This is a genomic window from Neolewinella marina, assembly GCF_002631205.1.
Taxonomy (GTDB): Bacteria; Bacteroidota; Bacteroidia; order Chitinophagales; family Saprospiraceae; genus Neolewinella; species Neolewinella marina.
In genome coordinates, this window is sequence record NZ_PDLO01000001.1 from 1,270,546 (window position 1) to 1,296,421 (window position 25,876).

Genomic DNA, 25,876 nt, shown 5'->3' on the forward strand with positions numbered 1-25,876 from the left:
AGCTACTCCCCTTCCCCGGAACCCGCGCGCCGCCGCCCCGCCTAATCCGGTTTCAGCTGTCCGTAAATGAGCAAGAGGCCGCTGAGGAACATGAACGCCAGGAGGATCCGGCGGAAGGTGATGCTTTTCATGCCACCCAGGAAGCGCTTGCCCAGCAGATTGCCGGCGGTGGCCCCCACGCCGAGCGCCAGCCCGAGGGTCCACAGCTCCCCCGTAAGCAGGCCAAAGAAGGTGTAACTGCCCAGCTGGGAGAGGCCCATCAGGAAGGAATTGGCGGTCTTGGTGGCCACCAGGTCCTCCTTGTCCAGGCCGAGGTTCAGGTAAAATGGATTCAGGATCGGCCCGAGTGCCCCGATGATGGTGCCCAGCACGGACACCAGCAATCCGAGGGGAATAAAGTAACCGAGTCGCATAGGGAACGACCGTTCGCGCTTCCCGAAGCGGTACTGCCACACCGTACTGACCAGAAACACGCCTACCACCACCTGCAGCCACTCCAGCCGGAAGTGGGCGAAGAGGTAGCCGCCCAGCCAGGCCCCAATGATCGCGGCCGGGGCATAGTAGGCCACCACACGCCACTGGATGTGCCGCCAGAAGATGAGCAGGCGGGCGGGGCGCCCGATCAGGGTTCCGAGGTTAAGGACCGGCGCGGTGGCCTCCACTCCGAGCAGGGCGTTCAGGACGGGCACGAGCACCAGCGCCCCGCCGCCGCCGGCCACGGTGGAAATGAGAAAGGCTACTCCTCCCAAGGCAATCAGGATCGCCAGGGTCAGCAACGGGGCGTCGGCCAGAATGTCGGTCATCGACAACAATTATACCCCTTGGCGTACTATCCGGGGGGCTCAGGGGTTCCTTCGGCACGCCCTTTCCGGTGGCGTCGCTTGCGCCACCAGCTCAGCAGCAGGCTTACGCCGACCGCCATGATGGCTGCCCAGGCGTTGAAGACCATATCGACGGGATCAAATACCCGGGCGGGGATGAGTAGCTGCAGCAATTCATCGACCACCCCGATTGCCGTAGTCAGCAGGATGGCCAGCAGGGCGGGGACGGGTACGTGAACGCCCTGCCGTTTGCGTTCCCGCAGGGCTTCCAGGATGAAGACGGCCACTACCCCGTATTCAATCAGGTGGCTCCGCTCGACCGGGGAGGTCATCCGCACCAGGATCATGAAGTAGGCCGTGGCGATTCCGATGATGAGGGCGGCGTCGGCCGGTCCGGGCCACGACCTGAGCCCCTGGGTCACTACGGTGACTGACACCAGCAGGCAGCCCGTCAGGAAAAGGAACACGTTCAGGGGGGTGCCCCGCACGGCGTCGGCCAGCGCCCCGGCGAGGCCGAGGGTAGCGAAGATGGCGGCGACGGCGGCCAGGGTCCAGAGCCAGAGGCGGCGTTCCCGGCGGGAGGTGAGGGGCCACATGGGGGCTTGGGGGCGGGTGAGGGGTAGAAGATAGGGGTTATTCGGGTGATTTAGACATCGGATGTTGGTCGGGTGACGGTCTGTCAGACATCGGATGTATGACAGTATGTCAGTCTAGTAAATCCGCAGTATCGGATAGGCCATCTCGTCAAAATAGGCGCTATTGCGTCCCAAATCAACCATTAGGCGGTGAAACACATCGGATGTCTGACAAATTGACACCACCCCAACATCCGATGTCTACCCCTGCCTACTGAGCATCCCTCCCACCACCTCCATATCGTGGTCGGTGAAGAGACGGGCGATCTGGTCCGGACTGAGTTTCCCCTGAGCCTCGCTGGTGGCCTTGAAAAATGCTTCCATCCTCCCGGCCGGGGCGTAGGATACCAGCATCCTTGACCGGTCGGACAGCTGAACGAACGCGTGCTGTACGCCGCGGGGCATGTAGATGGTATCTCCCGGCCCGGCCCGATATTCCCCTTGGCCGACCTGGAATAAATACTGCCCCTCCAAAATGTGCATCCACTCATCCTGGTTGGGGTGGATGTGCAGCGGCGGACCGATACCCTGCGATTGGCCCTGCTGCTCGAAGACCGCCAGGGCACCCCGGGTATCGTCTCCGGAGATCTTGACGTCCATCCGATTATGGGTCACCGCCTTCATGTGGTATTGCTTACCTGGGCGCCCCTCCCCCTGCTTCACCTGGAACCCGTTATCCGCGGGATTAGGAGGGTTATTGGCCTGGGCACACCCGCTCACGGCGAGGCTGGCCAGTGTGGCCCACAGCATTTCTCTGCGCTTCATAGCATTTTAGTAATTGGCATTTGACTGCCGGGTTAGCCCTCACGGGCACCGCCGTGGGGAAGAGTAAATCCAGTCCGGTACGTACGGTGAAACCCTGGCGCTTTCCGAGACGAGCGAATCAGTTCTTCGGACACGGTACTGCACGGCAGTCTGCCCGTGCGCCAGGCCATAAAAAGGCGATCGGCGGGGCAGGCCAGGCTGCAGGGGCCTGTACTCCTAAATTACGGTGTTTGACGACAGACAGCAGGAAGTATTTTAGTCTATTCCTGCTTACTCCCACTCGTGCGCTAGCACATATGGCATGGGTTCCCGGCGCACCCCTGTTACCAGCGTACCGCCGCAAGAACCATCCTGCTCCCGCCTGTAACCACCAGGAGTAGCTCCATCTGGCGGTACGCAGGTGCCGTGAATAATGGCGAACGCCAACATCGGATGTGGTTATGGTGACAGATTGGCAGACATCGGATGTCTGACACAATGTCATCCCAGTGAAATGGCCATTCTCGACCCGTTCGTCTGCCAAACTGCGTCAGCTCCCCCTTATATGAGCGGCCTCCTACCCAAACAACATCCGATGTCTGACGAAAAGTCAGACCGACAACATCCGATGTTGTCTTAGGGAGGATGCGGTTAATGTTCGTACATTTATTCCTTGATTGTCCTTGGAATAGCAATCGATTGTTTTTGGCTCCGTTGGAAGTCGATCTTTCCACCTACTATTAAAGTTCATGCAAATATTCAGGACTTCGTCCGTTGCCTCAGGGTGGTTCACGGTCTGCATCACCGGACTGGTTCTCCTGGCTACTGGGCTGTGTCCACTGGCCGCGCAGGATGCGGTGAAATCCATTACGGCCCGGTATACGGAGGCGGAGATTACCCTGGATGGCCGGCTCGACGAAGGAGCCTGGGCCACCGCTGAGCCCATCGATGACTTCCTGCAATACTTCCCTACCGACTCGGCTACGGCGGAGCACGGAACGGAAATGCGCATTCTGTATTCTCCGACCATGCTCTACGTGGGCATCCGCGCCGAAACGAGTGGGGAAGGGTACGTGGTAACCAGTCTGCGGCGAGATTTCCGGGGCACCCGGAACGACAACGTCAGTATGTTTTTCGACACCTTCCGCGACGGCATAAACGCCTTCATGTTTGGGGTAACCCCCTACGGGGTGCAGCGGGAGGGGCTTGTTTCCGAAGGCGGGGAAGGATTTGACAATACCTGGGACGCCAAGTGGCTGGCGGAAAGCGAGATGCACGAGGACCATTACACCATAGAAATGGCGATCCCCTTCACCTCCCTGAAGTTTCCCGACGCGGGCGACCGCTGGAGGTTCCGGCCCTACCGCTATAATATCCAGACCAACGAGCAGAGTACTTGGGTGCGGGTACCCCAGAACCAGAGGATGTCCAGTCTGGCCTTCATGGGGGAGCTCGTTTTCGAACGTCCTTTAGCCCGTTCGCGTACCCCGCTTGCCCTGATTCCTTACGTCAATGCCCGGGCGGGCAAGGATTTCACCAGTGAGCAAACGGATAATAACTTCTCCTTCGGTGGCGACGCGAAGGTGGCCATTGGCAACGGGATGAACCTCGACCTGACGATCAATCCCGACTTCTCCAACGTGGAGTTGGACGACATCTTTACCAACCTCACTCGTTTTGAGGTCTTGCTGCCCGAGAAGCGACAATTCTTCATTGACAACAGTGACCTATTCGCCAGTTTCGGAAGTGTGCGGGACGCGGTTCCCTTTTTCTCCCGGCGCATCGGACTGGCCCGGGATACTGCCGGCAACCTGATTGAAAATGGCATCCTGGCCGGCGCCCGCCTCAGCGGGAAACTCGACCAGAACTGGCGGTTGGGATTCCTGAACATCCAGGGGCAGGCCGACCACCGCAACCAGATCCCTTCCAACAACAACAGTATGCTCGCCGTCCAGCGGCGGGTTTTCAGCCGTTCGAATGTCGGAGCGTTCATCGTCAACCGACAGGCCTTCGGTGAGGAAACCTACCTCAAGGAGGAAGACCGCTACAACCGGGTCGTCGGTGTTGACTATAACCTGGCCTCGGCCGACAACGTCTGGACCGGGAAATTCTACCTTCATAAATCCTTCCAGCCCGGCGACCATGACGGAAATCTTTCCTCCCAGGCCTTTCTCATCCGGGATACCCGCAAGTGGCGGTTTGCCACCGACCTGGTGTATGTAAACGAAGATTTCCGATCGGACCTGGGCTTTATTCCCCGCAAGGATTACCTGAAGACCGGCAACTTCGTAGGCCGCAATTTTTACCCCAAAAAGGGGCCGCTGGCCAGTCACAGCTTCGAAGTGTTGGCCCTCACCTGGCGGAGGCCCAGTCTGGATATGAAACTGACCGATTACACCCTCCGGTTTTCCTGGGCGGCCAATCTGCGCGACCAGTCGACTTTCGAGCTCCAGGCCTTCCACAACTATATTTTCCTGGCCAACCCCTTTGACCCCACCCGGACACCGGGTGCCGTGCCCATCCCCGGGGACCAGGGATATTACTTTAATCAGGTTACCGCGGAATTTGAGTCGAACCAGGCCTCCTTGGTCACCTTTTCTGCCAACACGGGGGTAGGTGGATTCTTCAACGGTCACCGCTACTCCCTTGGTGGTTTGGTCGGCGTGCGCGTGCAGCCGTGGGCGCAATTCAGCCTCGCCCTCAACTACGATGGTCTCCGGTTACCGGATCCACACCCGGATGCCAACCTGTGGTTGCTCACACCCCGCTTTGACGTGACTTTTTCCAAGTCGCTTTTCTGGCTTACCCTCCTGCAGTACAGCAACCAACGGAATAACCTGGGCATCAATTCGCGGCTGCAATGGCGGTTCGCTCCGCTTTCGGATCTCTACCTGGTCTACAACGACAATTACTACACCGATACCTTTTCGCCGCGTTTCCGCTCAATCAACCTGAAGGTTTCCTACTGGCTGAACCTTTGAGAATGGACATCGGATGTCTGACAAATTGACATAGGGACAACATCCGATGTCTGCCAAGGCTATATTTCCCATATTTGAGATATATACCTCCAAAATGCCTTACGAAGAGATCGGATAGCCCCGTATTTCTTAGATACCATCGAAATGGTACGTAGATAAGGGATTCAACATCCGATGTCTGACGAAAAGACCGGAGGACAACATCCGATGTCTGACAAAATTACCGCCGCCGGTAATCAATCCGCCAAAGTGTAACCCACCCCTCAGCCCCCGCCGCCATTACCTGCCAATCCCAGGTGAAGGCATCAGCAGTGATATCGCCGAAAACCATGCGGTATAGCTCTCCCCGGGCGTTAGGAACGGTGGTGAAGAAAATGCGGCGCTCCTCCCCTACCCAACCCACGAAATCGTAGTACCCGCCCTGGTTATCGGCCCAGGCCTGCCGCCACTCACCGATGCGGGGCTGGTAAACCGAGAGGCTGCGACCGTAAAACTGCCGGGTGGGATCGGAGAAGGTTTCCTGCAGCACCCGACCATCCAGGATTTTTTCAATGCGGTTGCTGCCCCGCACGAGGGTAGAATCCGGCGCGTACCAAATCACTTCCCAGTCGCCAACCCAGAAATCAAAAGCTGCGGCCGGATCAAGGGCGGAGGTGTCCGCGGCCGGAGCCGTTTGGCCAGCCGCCAGGGAAAATCCGCCGCCCCCCAACCACAGGAGCAGGCAAATCAGGGAAAGTGGAATACGGTACATGATGGAGTGTTTGTTAGCCAACCGCTTCCCGGATCGGCGTTTCGCCCCGCGTAAAGGGGATGATCTGGCCGATGGTGCGGTCCTGGTTCAGTACCTCGCGGATCACCTCGGCTACGTCGGCCCGGGGCACGTCCTGTTGCTTGTCCGGCTCGGCGGTGTTGATCTTTCCGGTGCCGTCCTCATTTTTCAGGGCACCGGGGCGCACGATGGTGTATTCGAGTTTGCTCCCCTTCAGGATGCGGTCGGCGTAGTACTTGGCTACGTAGTAGGGTTTCATGCCTTCCGCGTCCGTCCAGCGGTTCCGGTCGTCGGTGTGGAGGGCGCTGAGCATTACGAATCGCTTGATGCCGGCCTGTTCCGCGGCTTCCATGGCCTTCACCGCTCCGTCCAGATCGATGGTCAGGGTCTTGTCGGGGCCGGTACTCCCCCCGGATCCGGCGGAGAAGACCACCGCATCAATACCGTTCATCTGGGCCGCGAGGGCATCCACCCCGTCTTCCAGGCTGGCTACCCGGGCCTCTACCCTCTTTTGCTCAAACAGCGCGCGCTGTTCTTCCTTGCGGATGAGGGCCACGGGGGTATACCCCGCGTCGGCGTTGAGCTTATCCGTGAGGAGTTGGCCCACTTGTCCGTGGGCGCCAATGATCAGTACGTTTTTCATAATCGGGGATTGTACTGCTGCAAGGGGTATCGGACCAGCGATGTTCGCCGATCAAGTGAACAGCCGCTCGTCCAGGTAGGCGTTGCGGAACTTCGCTCCGGGGTCGTAGGTGCGGGCCAGGGCCACGAATTCTTCCAGCCTGGGATAGCGTTGCCGCAGGGTAGCCGCGTCGATGGTGAAGAGCTTTCCCCAGTGGGGCCGCACGCCGAATGGAGCCAGGGCGGCCTCGATCCGGGGCAGTAGCGCCATCACTGCGGCCTCCTCCTGTTTCAGGGTGAAGTGGATGGCCACCGAATCCCGTCCGTAGCAGGGGCTGGCCCAGAACTCATCCGCCGCAATGGTCCGGATCTCGGTAATGAACAGGGGGGGGTGGATCTCCTCCCTCATGGCTTCAACGGCCAGGATGGCCTCCACGGCCCGGTCACGTGGCACGAAGTACTCGGCCTGCAACTCCCTGCCGGCACTGGGCGTAAAGCCCATCCGGAAGTGCGGCAGCCGGTCGTACCAGGGGCCGGGCCGCCCCATCTGATCGCTTACCGCCTCGTTGGACAAGCTTGCAATGGGGTGCATATTCTCCGTGGCCGCGGTGGCTCCGTAAAAGTCGTCCCCGAGATCTTCGGGATGCTGATCCATCCGTCGCTTTACCCATACCTCGCTGACCTTCTTGTCCTGCCAGTCGGTAAAAAGGCTCACGCTGTAGCCGGCCGACATAATGGCGTCAAAGTGATCGGTGGCCGACGCCAGGGGCAGGTCGACAAAGACGTCCTGCCGCACTTCAAAGGTGGGTTGGACCTCCAGCGTAAGTTGGGTCACGACCCCGAAGGCACCCAGTCCGACGACCACGGCCGGAAAATCGGGGTGGTTCCGGTCGATGGTCACCAACTCCCCGTCGGATTTGACCAGGTTCAGCGAACGTACCGAAGTAGCCAGGTTGCCGTTCGTCACGCCGGAGCCGTGGGTGGCGGTCGCGCAGGCCCCGGCTACCGTGATGTGTGGCAGGGAAGCCAGGTTGTGCAGGGCGAAGCCCTGCTGGTGGAGGTTTTCGGCGAAATCGCCGTACCGGGCTCCAGCCTGGACGGTAGCGGTCCCACTCTCGGCATCCAGTTTCAGAAAGCGGTTCAGCTTTCGGGTGGAGATCTGGTTCAGGGGGCTATCGGCAATGTTGTTGAAGCAGTGACGGGAACCCAGGGCCTTCTGCTTGCCGAGGCGGTTCACCAGTTGCTGCACCTCCTCAACGGTAGCCGGTTCGTAGAGATTTTCGGCGCGGTAGGTATAGTTGCCCGCCCAGTTTTGGCGGAGGCCAGGGTCATCCACCTGCAATCCCGGGCCGGTACTGGTGGAAGTACAACCCATCAGAGGCAGGATCATGCCGCCGGCAACGGTGAGGGCGGAACAGCGGAGAAACTCATTTCGGTTCATAGTGGGTGGCTAAAGGGATAAAACAGAGGGCTGCTCCCCCCCGACTTAGGCAATTCCCAGGTGGCTGCCGGCCCTTGCGGATTAACCCGGCACCGGCGCACCGGCGCCCGGACTAGGCCGCTGCATCCTCCCGCAACTGGTAGCGCTGCACCTGCCCGTCGGGCGTGCGGGGAAGGTGATCGACAAACTCGATCTCCCGGGGGTAGGCGTGGCCGGAAAGCTGCTCCCGCACCAGCCGCTGCAGGTTCTCCCGCAGGTCGGCCGAACCGCCGTGGCCATCACGCAGGACCACGAATGCCTTGACGATCTGCCCCCGCACCGGGTCGGCCTTCCCGACCACGGCGGCCTCCGTTACTGCTTCGTGGCTGATCAGCAGCCGTTCGATTTCGTGGGGATCGATGCGGTAGCCGGAGCTTTTAATGACGTCATCGATCCGCCCGGTAAAGTAGAAGTAGCCGTCGGCGTCCTGCCGTGCGGTATCCCCCGTGAGGTAGTAGCGCCCACCCTCGGTAAAGCGCTCGGCGGTGCGGGCGGGGTCCTGGAGGTAGCCGCGGAAGAAAAAGAAGGGCGATTGCTCGGTATCGATGGCCAGCTCCCCCGATTGTCCGGCGGGCAACTCCGTGCCGTCTTCTCCCAGAATCACCACCCGGAAACCCGGCAACGCCTGCCCCGCCGAGCCCGGCCGCAGGGGCTGCCGCAGGGGCGGGGCCTGGTGGTTGGCCACCACCATCCCCACTTCGGTCTGCCCGTACTGGTCGTGGAGGGCAACGCCGAGGTGGGTCTGCGTCCACTCCATGGCTTCGGCCCCGAGGGGCTCACCCGCGCAGGAAATCACCCGCAGGTTGATGTTTTTCCGGAACCCTTCGGGGAATCCCTCGGTGCGCATCATCCGCAGGACGGTGGGCGAGGTAACCAGGTTGGTTACTCCGTACTTCATCAGTATCCGATAGGTGGCCTGGATGCTGAAGGGGGCGTTGTAGAACAGGGTGGTCTGATCGATGAGCAGGGGGCCTACCAGGGCGTAGAACAGTCCGTAGGCCCAGCCGGGGTCGGCCATGTTCCAGTAGCGGTCGGCCTCTACCAGTCCCAGGCCATAGCGCATGTAGGCTTCGATCGGGGCGAGCATCTTCACCGGCACCTCCACTCCCTTGGGTGCCCCCGCGGTGCCCGAGGTGTAGATCAGGATGAAGGGGTCGTCGCCGCTGACCGCCACCGCTTCAATTTCTTCCTTCGCCGCGTGGAGGCTCCGCCAGAAGGGGATGTCGTTTTCGTCGGGGAGCTCCTCCAGATCGTGTTGCCCTCCCTGCACAGTCACCACCGCAACGGGGTGGCCCGGCTCCTGGATGTGCTTGAGTTTGGGGCGGTTCTTCGCGTCGGTCACGATGACGGTAGCCGCCCCGTGGTGCAGTCGGTACTGAATGGCCTCCGGCCCGAACGTCCGGAACACGGGCAGGTGGACAGCACCCAGCCGCCAGGTGGCCAGGGCGGCAATGAGCAGTTCCGGGGTACGGGGCAGCAGCGTGGCTACCCGACTGCCCCGGCCCACCCCCAGACCGCGGAGTACGGCGGCAAACTTGATCGACAGGTCGCGGATCTCGGAATAGGTGCAGCTGGTGCCGCCCCCCGTAGCGTCCTCGTACTGCAGGACTACCCCGTTGGCCGCATCGGCGTGGCGGTCGCACAACAGGTGAGCAACGCGGATATCCGCACCGCTGTACGCTTCCAGCATCCGCTGTACCTCCTCCTGAATATCTACCGTCGTAGTGGTTTCCGATTGTTCATCCTGTCTGATCATGCCCGTATGCGTTGGCGAAGCGGGGTCACCACCATCGGGTCACCAGGACATCCGAGGGCAGTTGCACCCACTTCTCTATTCCCGAATAAAATAGCGGAAATTAACTGCAATGCCATGTTTTAATTCCTCATTTCGGGAATATATCGCACAAAGACCCATTTGATAGAGGGATACAAAGGGAGTGAGCTCCCGGAATCAGCCGATGCGCTTCCGCAGGTGCCGCTGAAAGTATTCGGCGCTGTCCGCCGCGCTGCGCAAGGGACTGTGGGTGAAGTTCCCTCCCTGCTCGAGATAGTAAAATTCAAGGCCGGAAGCGACCGGGTCGGGCAGAACTTTCCGGTAGTCGATGGAGCCGTTGCCGAGTTCGGTGTAGTCGCGGCTCACCTTGTCCATGTCCTTGATGTGCCACATGACGAAGCGCCCTGGGTGGGCGGCCACCAGGGCTTTGGGGGTGGTGCGCCCGCCGTGCATCACCCAGTACATATCCATCTGCAGCTTGACCAGGTCGGGATCCGTTTCCCGGAGGATGAGGTCGTAACCAGTATCTCCCCCGTGGTCCTCGAATTCAAAGCCGTGGTTGTGGTAGGCGAAGCCCAGTCCGGCCTCCTTCACCCGCGCGCCGATGGCGTTCAGTTTGGCGGGCAGGGCGCGGAAGGTGTCCAGAGTGCGTTGCTCGGGAGCCATCCATGGCCAGGTGATGTACCTCAGCCCGAGGGTTTCCGCTCCAGCAATGCACTGGTCGACAAAGCGGTCCATGTCCGGTTCACCGGCCTCCAGGAGGGGGGAAAAGCCGAAGTGTCCACTGGAAGCCGATAGCCCGAGGTCGTCGAGCATCATCCGGAACTCGGTCGCGGGCCGGCCGTAGAAGGTGCCGCGGGCGGGGTCGAAGCCGTAGACCTCGAAGTCTTCGTAGCCCATGGCCTTCACCTCCCGCAGGGTTGCCAGGGGGTCCCGGTTCATGTCCTCGTTCACCGAGAAGAGCTGGAGGCCCAGTTTGTACCCGCGCTTGCCGTCGCGGGCGGATAGCGGAAAGGGAAAGAGGGTCGTCGCGGCGAAGGCAGCGGTACTGCCGAGGAAGGTTCTGCGGTTCATGGATGCCGATTTGGGAAACCCCGGGGGAGGTCAGGGCCTGCGAAAACTACAAAATACGAAGTTCTGCACCGTGTCGAAGGGCGTCTGGTGATCCACTGTGATGCACCGGATCTTTTCGAAATGCTCCTCCAAGCGCCGGGCCATGGAGGCTTCCGAATACTGCCGGATGCGGATCCCGCTGCACTTCTCCGGCCCCTGCTCCGAGAAGGTGCCGATGACGAGCACACCGCCGGGAGCCAGGCCGGCCCGGGCACTGGCCAGGTAGTTTTCGATGTCCCCCTCGTCGGTCAGAAAGTGGAAGGCGGCCCGGTCGTGCCAGAAGTCGTACTGCTCCGGGGGCCGGAAGTCCGCCGCGTCGGCGACGATCCAGTTCACGGCGTCGGCCCGGTCACCCAACCGCCGCCGGGCCCGCTCGATGGCCGCCGCGGAGATGTCCAGCACCGTCACCCGCCGGTAGCCCCGGTCGAGCAGGCGATCCACGAAGAAGCTGTCGCCACCGCCCACGTCGATGATGCGGGCGTCCAGGGGCACCGCGAATGCATCAATGAACCCCAGGGAAGTGGCCGGATCGCGTTGGTACCAGCTCACTTCCTCCAGGTTCTTGGTCCGGTAAATCTTTTCCCAGTGCCGGGTACGGTCGAAGGGCTCCATGGCGGTGGTCGGTTTTACCCAAGTATACAGGTTTTATGCCCACTCCGGACCGCCCCGCCCCCCACGGCCACCGCGAAAACCCTTATATTATAGAGACACTACACCACCCATTATAATTTTCTTCCCATGGACTGGACCGACCTTATCCCGGGATATTCGGCCTACAAACTGCTTACCGAACCCATCATCGGGGAAAACGTCAGCGACTACGCCGACTGCTCCCCTTCGGCCGAGGAATGTGAAACCGACGCCGTGATCGCCACCCGGGAGTGCACCCAGTGCGTCCAGGACAGGATGCTGGAAGGGCTGACCGACGTCCTTCCCCTCGCCGGCGTAGGCATCGTCAAAGGCGCCGGAGGCATCATCATCCAGCAATTGGCCAAGTCGCTCGCCCGGGCCGCCGCCGCCCAGGGCGCAAAATCCGCCGCTGCTGCCGTTCTGGGCCCGGTCGGGGTCGGTATCGCCGTACTTTCCGCCGCCGACGCCCTCACGGCCATCTACAAATCCCTCGACGTGGCCAAGGCCGCCCTCGACGGGATCGATGCCTACTGCCAGTGTGATTGACCTCCTTAACCCAGCATCCTGACCAGGAGGCGCTGCACCTGCAGGTCGCCAAAGCCGTAAATACCCGCCCGGCGGGAAAATTCCCGGAAGACCGGACCTACATCCGCCGTGCCCAGTTCGGCCACGATAGCCCGTAGTACCCGCTCCGGACGCCCGGCCCTGCCATCGAGAGGAAAGCGGTCAAGGTGGGCCTCCACGGCAGGCAGGATGTAAGGGTGTGCCGCCTGCATGGACTCCGCCGTGCGCCGCAACCGGGGGCGGTCGTCCAGCCGGTAGGCGTCCCACAGGTCGGCAAAGGCCCCGGGGTCTTCCAGTCTCCGGCGGTTATCGTAGGCCTCCCTTAATTCGTCCCCCGATAGCCCCCCGAACGCATAGGGGGTATGCCGCGGAGGGCGCACCAGCCAAACCGGAGTTGCGGGCCGCCAGCGCTGCAGCAAGCTCACCGTGAACCACAGGTTGACCTGACAGAAGAGGTCGTCCTCAAACCAGAGACATACCTTATCACCGGCCGGAATTTCCCGGGTGCGTTTCAATTCACCGGCCACCGCGGCGGCGTAGTCCAGGTTCACCACATCCCCGTACTGTCCTTTCAGGAAATCCGCCCGCATCCGGAAAAACGCCTCCAGGTCGGGGGCGCGCACCGGGCCTTGCACCAGGCATTCACGGACCACCAGCCGCTCCCCCGGTACCGAGGCCGGAAACTGGGAGAGGAGGGCGTCTCCGTTGAGGAAGTGGTAATTCGCCATGGGATCAGGACAGGCAGAGAACGCTCCAATATAGGCTTCAGGGCGCGGCCGCAGGTGCCGGGTTCACGGGGAACGCCGCTCCACGCCTTGCCTACGGCACCTGCGCCCGCGCCTGCGTACCTTACGGCAAAGAAACGCCCTAACCCATGACCAACAAGCAGCAGATACTCGCCAAACGCCCCACGGGAATGCCCGGCCCCGACACCTGGACGCTCACCGAAACCGAGGTGCCGGAACTGAAGGATGGACAGGTGCTGATCGAACAGCACTACATCTCCCTCGACCCCGCCATGCGCGGCTGGATGAACGACTCCCGCTCCTACATCCCCCCGGTGGGCATCGGAGAAGTGATGCGGGCCGGCACCGTGGGCAAGGTCATCCAGGCGAAGAACCACCCCCACTTCAAGGAAGGCGACGTCCTCAGCGGCTGGGGCGGTGTGCAGCAGTACACCGTTACCGACGGTGAGGGTTACTACCCGGTCGACACCTCCCTGGCCCCCATGCCCACCTACATCGGCACCCTGGGTATGCCGGGCATGACGGCCTACTTCGGGATCCTCGACGTTGGGAAGATCAAGGAGGGGGAAGTAGTGGTCGTGAGCGGTGCCGCCGGTGCGGTAGGCTCCATCGTCGGCCAGATCGCCAAGATCAAGGGCTGCCGCGTGGTGGGCATCGCCGGCGGACCCGAAAAATGCCGCTACCTGACCGAGGAGCTCGGCTTCGATGCGGCCATCGACTACAAGAATGATTCGGTACCCGCGGGACTGAAGCAGCACTGCCCGGACGGTATCGACGTCTACTTCGACAACGTCGGCGGGGAAATCCTCGACGCCGCCCTGGCCCGACTGCGGCTCCACGCCCGGGTGGTTATCTGCGGCGCCATCTCCCAGTACAACAATCGGGACAACGTGAAGGGCCCCTCCAACTACCTGTCGCTGCTCGTCAACCGCGCCACCATGCAGGGCATGATCGTGATGGATTACGCCCAGGACTACGGCACCGCCGCCCGCGAGATGGGGCAATGGCTGCAGGCCGGCCAGCTCAAGAGCCGGGAGGACATCTACGAAGGCATCGAGAACTTCCACGCCACCTTCACCCGCCTCTTCACCGGCGAGAAGGAGGGGAAACTGGTACTGAAGGTGAAGGAATGACCTAAAAGTTCGTCCCTACCCCGAGCTGTACCAGCCCTGTCTCCTCCTCCGAGAATCCCAGCAGCATACTCACCGTGAAGGAGCGCGACAGCGGAATCACGTAGACCCCGCCGCCGTAGGCAGAATGGTAGTCGCGGGCCTCCTCACCGTCCTGCAGAATCTTGCCGCGGTCGTAAAAGGCCCGGATGCCAATGGCGAAGGGGGCAATGCGGCTGCGGATGAGGGCCAGTGGGGTGCGGAATTCCGTATTGTAAAAGAAGTAGCCGTCTCCCACGAAGCGGTGGCGCTGGAAGCCCCGCAGTCCGTTCTGCCGCCCCAAGGAAGGGAGTTCGTAGAAGGGTGCCGTCCCGCTGCTGGCGGCGTAGCCCGTCCGGAAGCTGAGCGAGATCGGGAAGCGGCGGGTGCTGAAGTGGATTTCGGCCGCAATCCGGCTCACGCCGAAGTTGGCGGCCGCGTCCTTGCCGTAGGCCTGCTTGTGCCCCGCTTCCAGCATGACGCCCTTCGAAGGAAAGACCGGATGGTCGCGCAGGTCAATCACTACCTCGGGTTCCAGGTAGGCGAACACCAGGTCACCGTCGCCGTAGAGCCGGTCAGGGCGGTCCAGGATGGTGCCTTCCCGGTCGGTGGTCTTGTTGTTCTGGTAGCCGGTGCTGAGGCTCACGAAACTGCGGCCCGCAAACCGCCGGCGCAGCGCGCTCTCCACCGAGAAATGCTGGAGGCTGACCAGGTAGTAGACGTTGCGGTCCAGGGTGGGATCCAGCACGGAGTTATTCCCCAGGCCGAAGAAGAAGTTGTAGAAGTCGGGCCGCCCGAGGCGGGAGGCCAGGACGAGATCGGCGTGCCGGAGCACTTCTCCGAACTCCACGCTGGCCTCCAGAGCGGCGTTCCCCAGCGTACTGCCTTCGGCGAAGAAGCGGTAGCGGGTGCTGAAGTCGCGGTGGGTGAAGCTGCGGCGGGTGTACATCAGCCCCGCGCCCAGCTGGGCACCGTTGTAGGTGTTGAAGCCGGCGCTGGCCAGGGGCACCAGGGTATTGTAGGCGTGGGCGGTGCGGTCGTAGTAGTACAGCTCGTCGCGCCAGTTCCTGACGAATTTCATTCCGGGAACCTCTCCCGCGGGCGGGGCCACGTCCCGGTCGTAGACGAACACTTTCTTCGGATGATCCTCCGGCCCGCTGGCGGTAAAAACATCCTCCCCCTTCCCCCCGATCAGGCGTACCCGGATGCCATCCCCCACACTTCCACGGGTGGTGAAGGTATCGTCGTCGCCCAGTCCGAAAAGCCGCACCTCCTTCGTTTCCCCGGGCAGGAAGGTACGCTCGTACAGTACCTGGCCTTCACTCTTGCCCTTCAGGTCGGTGACGGTGACGGTGAGCCGGCCGTCGGGCAGGGCCTCCAGCAGAAAGGCTTCCTCGTCGTTGGTGCCCACTACGTCCACGACGCGGGCGTGGAGGGCGTAGTAGGCATCGGCGTAGGCCGGAAGATCGTCCCGGCGGCGCTTCAGTTTCTCCAGAAGTACGCCCTGCTCACGCTGGTACTTTTCCGCCGGTCTTCCGTCGGCCGCCGGGGCGGGTACCATGGCTACGGCCCGGGCCAGTACTTCATCGGTCAAGGCCGACTGAATAGCGGCCGCCTGTTCCCGGTAGGCATCCCGGGGGATGCCGCTGAGCAGCAGGCGGTCCATATGCCGGGCCTGAAAGGTGAGGCTGCGGACGTCCGGTGGCGCGAAACCGAAGTGCTCCAGGTTGGGTACGGCCCAGCGGCGGGAAGCCAGCCAGGGGAAAAATCCGTCCAAGCGGGAAAAAGCATTGTCCCGGTCGCGGGGGATGGGCCGAATGCGGTCGATGTCCCCCTCGGCGTAACGGGCCCACTTCCAGTTGTCCTCGTGCTTCGACCAGTCGCCGATCAGCAGATCGAACAGGCGGGCGCGGACGAACTCCCCACCGTCGATCCTTACCTCCTGGTCGTCGAAGCGCTCCCGGAACAACTCGAAACTCTTCAGCACCTCATCCGCCCCGAAGGTACCCTCCCTGCCCAGTTTGCCGCTCGGCCCCTGGGGGCGAATTTCCAAAGTGCCGAGCATATTGCCGAAGGTGGCGTTGTAGTCGCCCAGCCGGGGGTCGGGCGCGAGGGAATACAGGGTAGGCGTCGCGTGGAGGATACCGATTTCGTCCAGCAGGGGCGCGACAATGAGCCCACCGTAGGGGTGGCCCGAGGAGGTCTGGTCGCGCACCGCATCCCCGATGAGGGTATTCCGCAGTTCGTAGCTGAAAGTACCGGAAGGGTCCTTGTCCACTGAGCGGAAAGCATAGCTTTCACCGCCCGGCGCCTGCAAGACCAGGGAAGTGGTCTGCCGGCCGCCACCCTCCCGCACGGGCTGCAGTCCGCCATACGCTTCGGAGAGCCTGAGCACCGGCACTTCTACCTCCGTGGTCCAGACGTCCCGGTAATGCCGGCCGAGAAACCACTCTCCAAGGGCCGTACGGCGGTATTGCGGTCCGGCGGCGACTTGGACGTTAGGGGTGGCGGGGCTCACCAGTTCCGGGGAGGCCACGGTATCCGTCGGGCAGGGCGGGAAGGCGGGGTTGCGGGGCAGCTCTCCTCCGCTCTCCTCGCAGGGCGACCGGTACAGCCGGGTGCTCCACTCGCCCGGGTTATCCGTGAAGTAACGGTAGTTGACGCTGCCGTCGGCGGCGTAGTGCAACTCGGTGAAGCCGGAGGCGCGACTCGTATGCAGGGCGGGCTTGTGGCGGGCTACCCAGGAACCGGGACCAGCGGCACCGGCGTTGACGATGTAGTTCCGGCCGAAGCGGAGCAGCTGCTGACTCTCGTCCTGGGCCCCGATGAAGAGGAGGCCCTCGAATTGGCTGTTGTAGTCCTTGAGCTTGTCGGCCAGCTCGGTAAAGCGGACGTTGGTCAGCTCTTCCGGCGTACCGACGTTTTGCCGGTACGAAAGGGCGAAGCTTCCCGCGACCGGGGGCAGGAAATGGTCGCGCAGGGGAAATTTCCCGCCGTAGCGCCCTTGGGAAACCGGCGGAAAATGTCCGGCAATGATGATGTTCTGGTCCAGGTGCTCATCAATGGTGCTCACGATCTCGTCAAAGGCGATCGAAGGCTCCGCGAAGTCGCATTCCGCATCCGCCGGCACGGGCTTTTCGAAGGGGTGGTTCCACCACTGGGTATTGAGCAGGATCATCCGTACCGTGGGCGACAGCACCACCGTCTCGGGGCCGGGGCAGCCCTTGGCCAGGGGCCAGTGCAGGTTGTCCAGTTCCTGTCCGTCCAGGTAGTCCTCCAGCGCCCTGACGCAGGCCAGGCCGTTTCTGCCCGATCGGTCCCAGTCGCGGTCGCCAGGAATCAGGTAGAACGGAGTACGCGGGTGTTCCCGGATAAGCTGCAACAGGGGCGCCAGGGTCGGATAGCCCCCCTGGTCGGTACAGGCGGGCACGAAATCGCCAACCAGCAGGACGGTAGCCGGATCATCCGGCACATCGATGCTCGCGCCGAGGGCGGCGTAGAAAGCCGGGGTAGCATCCGCGAGGTTACCGGCTACCAAAAGGCGCAGTTGGGCGGGAAGCAGGGCCGGGGCGACCAGGAGCAGCCCTGCCAGGATAAGGACTTTGTGCATAGCCGTGTGGATGGGTGCCGGTGCTGTTCCGGACCAACCCCCGCGAACAGTTATTTTCCTGCCTTTGGCGGATTGATTGCCCGGAATACGCGAATAGGGTTTCCGTAGCCGCCTACCGTTTCCGGCTGGCGTGGACGGTCTCCTAAATTAATCCCCGCAATCCACTTTGGAAACCCCCGATTTGGTCCTTTTATCGCTGGCGGAAGGATTCCACGGGTAGCTGGATCAGCAGCGCCGGGGCATCATTGCGCGCCGCGACCAGCCACCGATGCGTGGGGAAGTACGCCAGGCCGGTCACCTCCCCGGTCACGCCCAGGTCACCGAAGTAACGCAGTTGCCCCTTACCATCGTTCAGGAAAATTTGCAGGTGGTTGGCGTCCATCCGGCCGATCCTTACCCGGGTCCGGTGAAGGTTGCCCCCGGCGATGAGGTCGGGGTGGCCGTCGTCGTTTACGTCCGCAACGAGGAGGGCCCGCAAAGGCGCGCGTTGGGCTGCGGGCGGCAGGGCGCGGGTGCCGGGGCCGGCGGGATCCAGGGATACCGCCAGACTCCTCAACTCGGGGGCCGGCAGCACCTCCAGTTCCGCCAGTTCGTCGCCCAAGACCTCCCCAATGGTGGCCTTGGCGTAAGTGGTATAGTCGGGGTACCGCTTCTTGAGGGCGGGCAGTACCGCGAAGAGTTCGTCGCGGGCCGCGAAGGGGTATTCCCGCCCGTCCTGGGTATAGGCCAGTAAGGGCAGCCGCTGGTCGGCGCCGAAGGGTTGCCCGTGGTAGAGGGTCAGGCCCGTATCGGTTACGGCGGCCAACTGATTGTTCAGGCCGAGGTTTCCGGCGATGAGTTCGTTCGCACCGTCGCCGTCCAGGTCGGCCAGGGCCAGTGAGCGCCACAGCCCCGCGGGAGCGAGGTCCGTTATCCCGTCCACAGATAGGGTTCCTCCGGAATTGGTCAGCAGGGCTACGGTGCCGAAGTCGCGGCCGACAACCAGGTCAGTAGCCCCGTCTCCGTTGGCGTCGGTGGCGACGGCGCAGGTTACCATCCCCAGGTCCAGGGGGCGGGAGGTAGTGAAGGTGGCGGATCCGTCGTTCACCAACAGGTAGGAGGTGCCTCCGCGGGGGTAATCGCCCGCCTGCACCCGGGATCCGAGGAAGAGGTCCTGGTCACCGTCGCCGTCCACGTCCAGGGCAACGACCACGCCTGCATGGGCCTTGAGATCGTCCGGGATGGCCGCGGGCATCAGGTGAAACGTCCCCGCTTCATTGCGGTAGGCGCGCACCGCGGGCTCCCTCCCGGCACCCGCGTACGCGCCCGCCCCCACGACCAGATCGGCATCCCCGTCGCCGTCCAGATCCGTAAAGGTGGCGGCCACGTCCTCCGCTCCGGCGGAAGCCACGAAGGCCGTTGAATCCAGCCGCACGTCCCCCGAAGCGGTAATGGACAGCACGGCGCTGGACTGGCCAGAGGCTCCCCCCAGAAAGACGAGGTCGGCGGTAGCGGCGAGGGCCGGCCCCTCGTAGCTGAGCATGAAGGGCAGCAGCGACTGGCGGTCGAAGTCGTTCTGCCGGTCCTCGCGATGTACGAAGGGCAGTTCGCGAACCTCACGGGAGGGTGAAGGGGGGGCCGAAAGGGAAGCCAGGCGGTTTTCCGCGGGCATTACGGTCACCACCTGGTCGGGGGCAAGGTTGGTCATCACCTGCTCGCGGCCGTCCGCCCAGGTGATTACGACAGAATCCACCGGTCCCCGGCGGTCGCCCCGGCCGAAAAGGAAGGGCACGTAGGCGCTGGACTGAAAACCCCGCACTGGGTAGAAGTGCCGCGTCTGCACGCTTTCTCCGTCCACCAGCCGCACCCGCGCGCCGATGGCCAGGGCCGTGGGGGCGGCGGTGAGGTCGACCCCGAGGAAGGAGGCCTCGGGGGCGGCGTTGCGGTAGATCGCGGCCGGGGCATTGACGTTATTGACGACAATGTCGAGGCTGCCGTTGCCGTCGAGGTCCGCCAGGGCGGCACCGTTGGAGAGGGAGGGCCTGGCCAGTCCCCAGGCATCCGAAACATCCTCAAACCCTTCCCCCTGCCGATTCCGGTAGGCCAGGTTACCCACTTCGATGCTGGGCATGTTGGCGATCACCTCCATCAGGTCGACCTCGGCACCCTTTTCCCGGGCGCGCGTCTGTACGTCCACGGTGTAGTTCAGGAACTCCATATTCGTGTAGTCCCGGGCGTAACCGTTGGTGATGTAGAGGTCCTGGTAACCGTCCAGGTCCAGGTCGCCGGCCAGTACCGACCACGACCAGTCGGTATTCGAGACGCCGTACTGCTGCCCCACTTCGGCGAAGCGGCCATCGCCCTGGTTGAGGTGGAGCATGTTTCGCATGTACTGGTAATAGAAGCCGTTGTCGACCAGGGCGCGGTATTTCTGGTAGTTGTCGGCCCCGGAGGTCATCTTGATGCGCTCGTTGGGTCGGGGCAGCATGTCCAGGGTGACCAGGTCGGTGTGTCCGTCGTTGTTCAGGTCGGCGGCTTCGGAGCCCATGGAGAAGAGGGAGACGTGGTCGAAAGCCTGCCGCAGGGCGGGGACGAAGGTGCCGTCGCGCTGGTTGCGGAAGTAATAATCTTCCTCGTTGAAGTCGTTGGAAACGTAGAAGTCGGTCCAGCCGTCGCCGTCAAAATCCCCCAGGGCCAGGCCGAGGCCGAAGTTGAGGACGTTGCCCGCCACCCCGGCTTCCCGGGATACGTCGGTGAAGGTTCCACCATCGTTGCGCATCAGCTTGGAGGCGTAGTGGGGGTCGTAGGTTTCCTTCAGTTCGGAGCGGGCGGCGGAGAAGCCGGCGTATTCCTGTACGGAGTGGTTGAGGAGGTAGCAGTCCAGGTCGCCGTCGCGGTCGTAGTCGAAGAAGGCCGCCTGGGTGGAGTAGGCCGACTCGTCGAGGCCGAATTCGGCGGCGCGCTCGGTGAAGGTTTCGTCGCCGTTGTTGATGAACAGCAGGTTGCGGCGCAGCCGGGGACTGGCGGCCGCCGAGCGGCACTGGTAGATGTCGAGCCAGCCGTCGCCGTTGATGTCCACGATGCTCACCCCCGTATTCCAGCCGTCGGCCGCGGCGATGCCCGCGCTTTCCGGGGCCCGGCGGTAGCGGGGTTCCGCTCCTCCTTCCCCGAAGTAGAGCTGGTTGGGGACGAGGTTACCACTGAAGTAGAGGTCGGGGATACCGTCGCGGTTGAAGTCCCCCACCCCGACGCCGCCCCCGTTGTAGAAGTAGCCGTATTTCAGGACGTTGAACTCGGCCGATTCCTCCAGTTTGTTCACAAAGTTCACCCCGGTGTCGGCGGGCGACAGGGCGGTGAAGCGGGTTTCGGGGGTATTCCGGCACCCCCACGTCAGCAGCAGGGCAAGCAGGAGCGGGAGGGGAAGTCGGGCCAAGGGGCGGTTTCGTTGATGGTATAAATGAGAATGGACCCCAAAGGTATTGGGGCCCATTCGAATATCAGTAAGCGGGGGTGAGTTAGTCTACGTCCCACCACAGGCGGGTGGTCACGTTGTCCGGTCCCTTGAGGAGACCCACGGCGGCCTGTACGGCTTCGGCGTTGGTGTTCTTCTCGTAGTCGATAAAGGGGATGCGGTTGGGGCGACCGCCGTCGGGCAGGTTGCTGTTCTCGGAGTTGGCGACCGGGTAAAGGTCGGGCATGTCGGTGCGCCGCAGGTTGGCCCAGGCCTCGATGCCGTCGGGGTAGAGGGCCAGCCACTTCTGGGTGGCGATCTGCCGCCGCTGCATCTGCTCGTCGTCCGCGAAGTCGATCGGGATGTTGAACACCGGCGGGGAATTCAGGAAGTCGTTCGGGGCCACGGGGGTGGCTTCGGACTCCTGGTAGGCCGCGATGGCCGCCGCGTCGGTGATGCCCCACTGAATCATGGAGGCTTCGATGCCGGCGTTGTAGAGTTCCTCGGCGGTACCGCCCATGTTCCAGCCGTTAAGCGCGCCTTCGGCGCGGTTGAAGTAGGCTTCGGCGGCGTGCATGATGTTCTGGGGGGTGGCTCCCTTGCGGGCCCAGGCCGAGCCGCCACCGGTGACCCAGCGGTCGCCGACGTTGGAGTTGTTCTGGGCCAGGTTCTGGGGATCGCCGAGCTGGGCGGGGGTCAATCCGTTGCGCAGGCCTTCGTAACCGCCGTCCTCGTTCACGGGTTGGAAATACACCCCGAGGCGGGGGTCTTCGTATCCCTTGAGGGTCGACTCCATCGAGGCGCTCATCCGGAATTCGTTCCAGACGGAGATGCCCGCCAGTCCGTTCACATCGGTGCCGGCTTCCGTTTTGAACATCAGGGCGTCGTCGGCCGGATCTTCCAGTACGCCACTGGCCACGGCGGCTTCGGCTTCGGCGCGGGCGCGGGCGGGATCAACCTCCGAGATGCGCAGGGCCAGCCGCAGGCGCAGGCTGTTGGTGAACTTGAGCCATTGGTCCACGTCGCCACCGTAGATCAGGTCGAAGCTTCCGAAGGCGTTGTCGCCGGCGTTGGCCGCGAATACGTCCTGGGCCGCGTCGAGCCGCTTGAAGAAGTCGTCGTAGATCTGCTCCTGGGGGTCGTAGGGCACGCTCTCCAGCGGCTCTCCGGCCTGGAAGTAGGGTACCGGACCGTAGTAGTCGGTCAGGCGGTGGAAGGCGTAGACCCAGGTGACGCTGGCCATGGCGTACTCCGGCGAGGCGGGGTCGAGCTCCCGCAGCAGCACCTTCAGCTGGGGTACGGCATCGGTGTAGATGGGGCGCCAGTGCCACTGCATCCAGTCCATGCGGATCACGTTGCGGTCCGAGGGGAAGTAGGTGGCCGTGGTGGCGTAGTACTGGGCGTAGAGGTCGGCGAAGAGGTTCTGGGCCACCTGGTAGCGCCAGAAGGCGTAGGAGGAGGAGGACTGGGCCTTGCTGAACAGGAAGGGGTACTCTTCAGCCCCGAGGCTGGCCAGCTTGGTCTGGTCTACGTTGAGTTCCTCGAAGTCTTCGGTACAGCCCAGCAGGAGGCCGAAGCTGAGGATGCCCATGGTGAGGCACCTGACCACCCCGTGCGAATAGTGTAGCATTCGTGGGAAATTTTTCATTTTAAGGTAAAGGATCCTAGAATCCGAGTTGTAGGTTAAAGCCAATGGTGCGGGTAGAGGGCAGGTTGCCGTACTCCACGCCCTGGTAGTTGCCCGCACCGAGCTGGATGTCGGGGTCGAAGTTCATCGTCCGCTCGGGGATGCCGGGGATATCCAGGATGGCCTTGCCGCGGTAGAGGAACAGCAGGTTACGGGCCGTCAGGGACAGGCGGGCGGTGCGGATGCCGAGGCTTTGGGGAACCGGGATGCCGTAGCCGATCGAGAATTCACGGATGCGCACGTTAGTGGCGTCGTAGGTAAAGAACTCTCCGAAGGAGTAGCGGCCGCCGGAGACGCGGGTCCAGAACTGTTCGGCGCTGACGGCCGTATTGTTCGGGGTACCGTCCTCGGTGACGCCCGGCAGTACCAGACCGCCATCGCGGAAGGCCGTCGTGTAGTCCGCGGTGCCGTCGAAGGCCAGGTTGGCGTCCGTTCCGGAGACCATCACGCCGCCGAAGCGACCGTCGATCAGCAGGGAGACGTTGAAACCGAGGAAGTCAAACTTGTTGTTCCAACCCAGGGTGAAGTCGGGGTTGAAGTTGCCCAGCAGGGTTTCTCCACCACCGGATCCTATGGGCAGTCCCATGTCGTCCACCAGGAAGCGGCCCTGCTCGTCGCGGGCCCAGCCTTCGCCGTAAAGGTCGCCATAGCGGCCACCCTCCTCGACCAGCGGACCAGCCGTGCGACCGAAGCCACCACCGAGGAATACCCGTTTGGTCTTGTCCGAAAGCTCGATGATGTCGTTGACGTTCCGGGCGAAGTTTACCGTAGAGATGTAGCCAAAGTTTTCCTTCTCCACTACCCGGGCCTGAATCGTCAGTTCCACGCCCTTGTTCTGGACGTTGCCGGCGTTGATGTACTGGTTGGAGAAGCCCGTGGGCGCCGGCAGGGGCACCAGGAACAGCTGGTTGAAGGAGTTGGTCTTGTACCAGGTCAGGTCGACGCCGAGTCGACCGCGCAGCATCCGTACGTCGGCTCCGAACTCCAGCGAGCGGGTGATCTCGGGCTTCAGGTCCGGGATGTTGCGGGTGGCATCCTGGGCGATGAAGCCGTTCGTGCCGCCCTGTTGTACGCTGTAGGTATTGAGCAGGCGGTAGGGATCGGCGTCGTTGCCCACCTCGGAGAGGGTGCCCCGCAGCTTCGCAAAGGAGAAGAAGTCCGGCAGCCGCACCATATCGCTCACGATGAGCGACAGGCCCGCGGAGGGGTAGAAGAAGGAGTGGGGGGCCGGCAGGGTCGACGACCAGTCGTTCCGCGCCGAAGCGTCCAGCACCAGGAAGTTGCGGAAGGTCACCGAGGCGGTACCGAACACCGACTGGTATTCCCGCTGGGAGACGCTGCTGTTGGTTGATACGTTGATGCCGAAGTCCGTCGAGAACTTGTTCGGCACCAGCAATCCGTTAGCGTTGATGAAGGTGTACTTCGACTCCCGCTGGTTGAGGGCCGTACCGACGAGGAAGTCGACGCGGAAGTCCTCGTTTACGTCCTGGTAACCGTTCAGGAACAGGTCGAAGTTGTTCTCCTGGAAAAAGCCCGACCCTTCCTGGTAGGTACCGCCGGGGCCGGCAAAGAGCAGGGTGCGGTCGTAGATCCGGAAGGTCAGCAGGTCGTTGGAGCGGTCCAGGCTGGCCCGGCCGGTCACCTTGATTTTTTCGGTCAGGTCGTAGGTCAGGCTGCCCAGGAACATCCGGCGGTCGCGGTTGTCGTCGTTCGGGGTCCGGTTCAGCGTCCAGTAGGGGTTGGTGTAGATGGAGGAGGTAGTCCAGTAGCGGGGGTTACCGTCTTCGTCCTCGAAGTTCTCATAGTCGGCCAGGTCCACCGAGCGGGGGATCTTGTAGAGGTTCTGTACGATACCGCTCTCTTCGCCTACCTTGACCTTGTTGTCGATCGACTGGTCCACGATGGTGGCCTTGAAGTCGCCGTGCAGTTTACTGCCGAGGGATTGCTGCAACCGCAGGTTGAAGGTGTTGCGGTTCAGTTCGTTGTTGGGGATGATGCCCTGGTTGCGGTTATTGGTATAGGAGAAGTAGGCCTGGGTGGTGGCCGTACCGCCGGACAGGCTGATGCTGTTGTCCAGGCTCACGCCGGTGCGGAAGAAGTTCTCCACGTTGTCCGGGTAGGTGGTCGTCTCACCGCCCCAGCTGCCGGCTGCGGTCTCGTTCGAGGTACCGCCGTTGCCCTGTCCGTAGGTGTTCTGGAATTCCGGCAGGAGGCTGGGCGTTTCGAAGGATACGCCCGAGTTGACGTTGACCTGCACGCGGCCTTCGCTGCCCGACTTGGTGGTGATGAGCATGACGCCGTTGGCACCCCGGCTCCCGTAGAGGGCCGCGGCGGCTCCCCCCTTCAGGAAGGACACGCTCTCGATGTCGTAAGGGTTGATGTTCGACACCCCGTCGATGTTGTTGTAGCCACCGAAGTCGTTGCCGACCTGTCCGCGGGTGGAGTTGTCGATGGGCACACCGTCCACCACCACCAGGGCGTTGTTGGAGCCCGAGATGGAGCGGTTGCCGCGCAGTACGATCCGCGCCGCGCCGCCGGGGCCGCCGGCGCCGGTGGTAACTACCAGGCCGGCCACCTTGCCGTTCAGGGTATTGGCGAAGTTCGGGTCGCGGGTGGTCCGCAGCTGGTCGCCATCCAGTTCCTGGACCGCGTAGGTGATGTTCTTGGTGCTGCGCTCGATGCCGAGGGCCGTCACCACCACCTCATCAAGGTTGGCCCCTTCGCTGAGGCGGAAGACGAGATCGGATTGGGCCTCCTCCAGCCGCACTTCCCGCGAGGAGTACCCAATGTAGGATACCTGGATAACGGCGGGCAGCTTGGTCAGGTTGAGGGTGAAGTTGCCGTCGATGTCGGAGACGGTTCCGTTGGTCGTGCCCTGCTCCGCGACCGTGGCGCCGATAAGCGGCAGGCCGTCCTCATTATCGAGTACCTGCCCGGAAATGGTCTGGGCCAGCAATCCGGAAGTGGAGCAAAGAAAGGCTACGAGCAGCAGCCATAGCGGAGGGGGGAAGAGGCGGGAATTGGCCGCCCCCTGGTGGGTATTCAACATGCTAGTGAGTTCAGAAAGTGGGTGAAGTGCACCAAAATAGTAGCGCAATATAAGGGTGTGTGAACTCGCAAGAC

At 62.7% G+C, this 25,876-nt stretch carries 17 protein-coding genes; 3 read left to right on the forward strand and 14 right to left on the reverse strand.

Annotation, left to right across the window (positions count from 1 at the left end):
- Positions 1-41 precede the first annotated feature (41 nt).
- The 3 genes from CGL56_RS05205 to CGL56_RS05215 all read right to left on the reverse strand — a co-directional run bounded on the left by CGL56_RS05205 (position 42) and on the right by CGL56_RS05215 (position 2,221).
- Positions 42-803 (reverse strand): sulfite exporter TauE/SafE family protein, encoded by a 762-nt coding sequence (locus tag CGL56_RS05205; protein ID WP_099105410.1) that lies wholly within the window; start codon positions 801-803, stop codon positions 42-44.
- 26 nt (positions 804-829) lie between these two features.
- The gene (locus tag CGL56_RS05210; protein ID WP_099105411.1) at positions 830-1,417 is read right to left on the reverse strand and encodes a VanZ family protein; all 588 of its coding nucleotides are present in this window, start codon (positions 1,415-1,417) and stop codon (positions 830-832) included.
- Between the two features lie 240 nt (positions 1,418-1,657).
- Positions 1,658-2,221, reverse strand: coding sequence for a cupin domain-containing protein (locus CGL56_RS05215; RefSeq protein ID WP_209280243.1), 564 nt, complete (start codon positions 2,219-2,221; stop codon positions 1,658-1,660).
- Positions 2,222-2,949: 728 nt separating this feature from the next.
- Between CGL56_RS05215 and CGL56_RS05220 the strand changes: the two genes are divergently transcribed.
- Complete coding sequence (locus tag CGL56_RS05220) at positions 2,950-5,181, forward strand: DUF5916 domain-containing protein (RefSeq protein ID WP_209280242.1); 2,232 nt, start codon at positions 2,950-2,952, stop codon at positions 5,179-5,181.
- 220 nt (positions 5,182-5,401) lie between these two features.
- On the opposite strand, the gene CGL56_RS05225 is transcribed toward CGL56_RS05220, so the two are convergent.
- The 6 genes from CGL56_RS05225 to CGL56_RS05250 form a co-directional block, all read right to left on the reverse strand.
- Complete coding sequence (locus CGL56_RS05225; RefSeq protein ID WP_099105412.1) at positions 5,402-5,932, reverse strand: hypothetical protein; 531 nt, start codon at positions 5,930-5,932, stop codon at positions 5,402-5,404.
- Positions 5,933-5,945: 13 nt separating this feature from the next.
- Entirely contained in the window at positions 5,946-6,593 is a 648-nt protein-coding gene (locus CGL56_RS05230) for an SDR family oxidoreductase (RefSeq protein WP_099105413.1), read from the reverse strand.
- 51 nt (positions 6,594-6,644) lie between these two features.
- On the reverse strand, positions 6,645-8,012 hold the full coding sequence (locus CGL56_RS05235) for a D-arabinono-1,4-lactone oxidase (RefSeq protein WP_099105414.1): 1,368 nt from the start codon (positions 8,010-8,012) through the stop codon (positions 6,645-6,647).
- A 112-nt stretch (positions 8,013-8,124) separates the two neighbouring features.
- A complete protein-coding gene (locus tag CGL56_RS05240; RefSeq protein WP_099105415.1) occupies positions 8,125-9,807 on the reverse strand; it encodes an acyl-CoA synthetase in 1,683 nt (560 codons plus the stop codon).
- A gap of 195 nt (positions 9,808-10,002) precedes the next feature.
- The gene (locus tag CGL56_RS05245) at positions 10,003-10,899 is read right to left on the reverse strand and encodes a sugar phosphate isomerase/epimerase family protein (protein ID WP_099105416.1); all 897 of its coding nucleotides are present in this window, start codon (positions 10,897-10,899) and stop codon (positions 10,003-10,005) included.
- A gap of 30 nt (positions 10,900-10,929) precedes the next feature.
- Entirely contained in the window at positions 10,930-11,550 is a 621-nt protein-coding gene (locus CGL56_RS05250; protein WP_099105417.1) for a class I SAM-dependent methyltransferase, read from the reverse strand.
- 126 nt (positions 11,551-11,676) lie between these two features.
- Here CGL56_RS05250 and CGL56_RS05255 point away from each other — a divergent pair, with 126 nt between their 5' ends.
- Complete coding sequence (locus CGL56_RS05255) at positions 11,677-12,114, forward strand: hypothetical protein (RefSeq protein WP_099105418.1); 438 nt, start codon at positions 11,677-11,679, stop codon at positions 12,112-12,114.
- 5 nt (positions 12,115-12,119) lie between these two features.
- Here the strand turns inward: CGL56_RS05255 and CGL56_RS05260 are convergent, their stop codons facing one another.
- Positions 12,120-12,860 (reverse strand): DUF1835 domain-containing protein, encoded by a 741-nt coding sequence (locus CGL56_RS05260; RefSeq protein ID WP_099105419.1) that lies wholly within the window; start codon positions 12,858-12,860, stop codon positions 12,120-12,122.
- Positions 12,861-13,006: 146 nt separating this feature from the next.
- Between CGL56_RS05260 and CGL56_RS05265 the strand changes: the two genes are divergently transcribed.
- The gene (locus CGL56_RS05265; protein ID WP_099105420.1) at positions 13,007-14,011 is read left to right on the forward strand and encodes an NADP-dependent oxidoreductase; all 1,005 of its coding nucleotides are present in this window, start codon (positions 13,007-13,009) and stop codon (positions 14,009-14,011) included.
- Position 14,012: 1 nt separating this feature from the next.
- Here the strand turns inward: CGL56_RS05265 and CGL56_RS05270 are convergent, their stop codons facing one another.
- The 4 genes from CGL56_RS05270 to CGL56_RS05285 all read right to left on the reverse strand — a co-directional run bounded on the left by CGL56_RS05270 (position 14,013) and on the right by CGL56_RS05285 (position 25,802).
- The gene (locus CGL56_RS05270; RefSeq protein ID WP_099105421.1) at positions 14,013-17,636 is read right to left on the reverse strand and encodes a BamA/TamA family outer membrane protein; all 3,624 of its coding nucleotides are present in this window, start codon (positions 17,634-17,636) and stop codon (positions 14,013-14,015) included.
- Between the two features lie 190 nt (positions 17,637-17,826).
- The gene (locus CGL56_RS05275; RefSeq protein WP_167641467.1) at positions 17,827-21,048 is read right to left on the reverse strand and encodes a VCBS repeat-containing protein; all 3,222 of its coding nucleotides are present in this window, start codon (positions 21,046-21,048) and stop codon (positions 17,827-17,829) included.
- 82 nt (positions 21,049-21,130) lie between these two features.
- The gene (locus tag CGL56_RS05280; protein WP_187305571.1) at positions 21,131-22,696 is read right to left on the reverse strand and encodes a SusD/RagB family nutrient-binding outer membrane lipoprotein; all 1,566 of its coding nucleotides are present in this window, start codon (positions 22,694-22,696) and stop codon (positions 21,131-21,133) included.
- 34 nt (positions 22,697-22,730) lie between these two features.
- The gene (locus CGL56_RS05285) at positions 22,731-25,802 is read right to left on the reverse strand and encodes a SusC/RagA family TonB-linked outer membrane protein (protein WP_099105424.1); all 3,072 of its coding nucleotides are present in this window, start codon (positions 25,800-25,802) and stop codon (positions 22,731-22,733) included.
- Between the last annotated feature and the right edge of the window lie 74 nt (positions 25,803-25,876).